We start from the raw sequence: 2,756 nt of genomic DNA, 5'->3' as shown, positions 1-2,756 counted from the left end.
GAACCCTTATATAGAAAGGCATTTGGCGATTTTTGTCAATTATTTTTGATCTAGAGCGAACTAATCAATTAAGTCTCTTGCCAGATAAGGATTTAGTCGATTTATGCCCCCCTATCGAACCATAACAAGTAACGAAGAGCCCGGAATCTCACCTTACCTAAAATATTCTTTTAACAATCTATAGCGTTTCTGATTCACAAGAGGTACATTCCTGATCCTGAACAGCTTAATCAGCAAAGGTTTAAGTGTGCCGCACAGATGCAAGAACCGCTATAAAAACTGGCCATTATGATAGTTGTTGACATTCAAAAAAACTCCCTCAAAGAGCAAACACTACAATTTATTCGCAATCATCAACAAGCTTTCGATGTTGAGCCTGTTTATCCTCTGCGGCTATTTGAAGATTTCGTGATGGAAGTTGAAGGCGATTGTAGTATTGAAGCCTCTTGTAAGATAGAATTGGATAAACTGATTGCCTCAAGGTTTATGCTCTTGTTTAAAGATAAAGCTCAAGAGTGGCAAAAATATCTAACTCAATCTCCAGCTTGTTTTCAGCAAGTGGAGAACCGTGTGGGTGTTCAATTAGATTATTCTCTATTACAGCGATTTTTAGGAGACAACTTTGACTTCTAGCTTGCTAGAAGTCCTAAGTGCTGGTATTGACTTAAGAACAGACCTTGCCGATTCTAGTGTAAAAATGCACATCAGAATTGGGGATTATCCCGAAAAACTAGCAACCGCTTTTATTTTAAGTGACGGTGCTGCTGATAGTAATTATCTCAGTGGGTTTGTTAACCTAATTGGTTTTGATTTTTATTTCAATGGTAAGAGTGAAATCGAAATTTATGTCGAAGTTAGAGAAGATGATTTTTTCAAACCAGAAACCATCAATCAAGTGTGGCAACATTTTCCTAAATCAGCCTTAAAACCTCTCCAAGCATCAAGTCTATTTTTTACAGGTTTATCAAAAGCCAATCATAACCCAGTGCTTTACTACAATCTCAAAAATCCTCAGGATCTAATAAATTGTTTTAAACTTAATTATACTGCCCAAAAAGTTCACAGCTTTTATCAACATCAAGATATTTTACCTAATATGTGGGTAGGTACAGCCCAACAAGAATTAGAAAAAACGAGAATAGAAAATATTCGGCTTTACTATTACAAATCATTCACAATGGAGTGAACTCTAATGTTAACCACAAAACCCCGCTTTCAAACCTTCGCTGAATATCTACAGTATGAGGATAATTCAGAGGAAAACTATGAATTATTTAACGGGAAATTGATAGAAATGCCACCAGAATCAGGACTTAACTTTCAGATTGCCAATCGTCTTTTTCTAGTCTTTGCTTTAATGCTAGGAACCGATAGAGTCAGAGGACATGGTTTAGAATTAGAAGTGAGAGGCGAACCGAAAAACCGTTATCCTGACTTAACCATTATTCGAGAAGAACATATTCAATTACTCTCCCAGAGAAATACGATTCTTCTTTCCATGTTACCCCCCTTATTAGTCATTGAAGTGGTTAGCCCTGGAGAAATCCAAAGAGAGAGAGATTACATCGCTAAAAGAAGCCAATATCAAGATTGTGAGATTCCCGAATACTGGATAGTTGATCCTCAAACTCAAACCATTTTAGTCTTAGAATTAAGAGGAAATACTTATACAGAAATTGGTAATTTTAGCAATGATGACTTAGTAAAATCCTCTATATTTAGTCAACTTAATTTAAAAGTTTCTCAAGTATTTAATCAAGAAAATTAAATCCCATGATTACCGTCGAACCCATTACCTTAAACCTAAAATCCGTCAATTTAAGCGATGAGCAATTCTATCAACTTTGCCATAATAACGACGATTGGCGAATTGAACAAACTGCTGCAGGAGAATTAATTATTATGCCCCCGATTGCTGCTATTAGTGGAAATCGAGAATCAGATTTAAACGGCTTTGTTTGGTTATGGAATCGTCAAACAAAACTCGGAAAAGTCTTTAGTTATTCTACTATCTTTACCTTACCCAAGGGTGGTAAATGTTCCCCTGATGTCGCTTGGATTGCTAATGAACGCTGGGACGCTTTACCCCGAGAAGAACAAGAAAAATTTGCCACAATTTGTCCTGATTTTGTGATAGAATTAAGGTCGCATACTGATTCTTTAACTCAACTCCAAGCAAAAATGCAGGAATATCTTGATAGTGGCTTAAGACTAGGTTGGTTAATTGATCCCATTAGTCAACAGGTAGCCATCTATCGCCAAAATCAGGAAGTAGAAATCATCTCATTACCAACCACCTTATCTGGGGAGGACGTTTTACCCGGATTTACTTTAGAATTACCCATTTTTTGACGACAGGAAATACAAAGATGATAGCAACTGCAACAATTTCTCCTCAATTAACCATCCCACACCTAGAAAATGGGGACAAGCTTACTCGTCGTGAATTTGAGCGTAGATATAATGCTATGCCAAATCTAAAAAAAGCAGAACTCATTGAAGGAATTGTTTATATTATGGCTTCTCCCCTAAGAATTACGAACCATGGCAACCCTCATGCGCGTATTATTACTTGGTTAGGTAACTATTGGTCAAATACACCCGGAACAGAATTGGGCGATAATTGTACGGTACGTCTTGATGCGGACAATGAACCTCAACCCGATGCACTATTAAGAATTAAAAATGGTGGACAATCAACGATTAGTGAGGATGGTTATGTCGAAGGTGCGCCAGAGTTAATCGTCGAAATTGCT

5 protein-coding genes are annotated in these 2,756 nt (G+C 37.0%); all 5 read left to right on the top strand.

Features of this window, described 5'->3' with window-relative positions; genetic code table 11:
• Window positions 1-288 precede the first annotated feature (288 nt).
• Window positions 289-633, top strand: coding sequence for a DUF5838 family protein (locus tag PX482_RS28155; protein ID WP_288122868.1), 345 nt, complete (start codon window positions 289-291; stop codon window positions 631-633).
• A complete protein-coding gene (locus PX482_RS28150; RefSeq protein WP_288054654.1) occupies window positions 623-1,186 on the top strand; it encodes a DUF5838 family protein in 564 nt (187 codons plus the stop codon). The genes PX482_RS28155 and PX482_RS28150 overlap by 11 nt, the downstream gene beginning before the upstream one ends.
• A gap of 6 nt (window positions 1,187-1,192) precedes the next feature.
• Window positions 1,193-1,768 carry a Uma2 family endonuclease gene (locus PX482_RS19265; RefSeq protein ID WP_288095048.1) on the top strand — a complete coding sequence of 192 codons (576 nt, stop codon included), beginning with the start codon at window positions 1,193-1,195 and terminating at the stop codon, window positions 1,766-1,768.
• A gap of 5 nt (window positions 1,769-1,773) precedes the next feature.
• Window positions 1,774-2,352, top strand: coding sequence for a Uma2 family endonuclease (locus PX482_RS19260; protein ID WP_002758017.1), 579 nt, complete (start codon window positions 1,774-1,776; stop codon window positions 2,350-2,352).
• 17 nt (window positions 2,353-2,369) lie between these two features.
• On the top strand, window positions 2,370-2,756 hold a 387-nt coding region (locus tag PX482_RS19255; RefSeq protein WP_288025185.1), incomplete at its 3' end, for a Uma2 family endonuclease.

Origin of the sequence: Microcystis sp. M53602_WE12, assembly GCF_030065455.1 — a bacterium.
In the GTDB taxonomy this organism is placed as follows: domain Bacteria; phylum Cyanobacteriota; class Cyanobacteriia; order Cyanobacteriales; family Microcystaceae; genus Microcystis; species Microcystis aeruginosa.
Note: the sequence above shows the minus strand (reverse complement) of the source record. Positions and strands in the feature narration are given on the sequence as shown.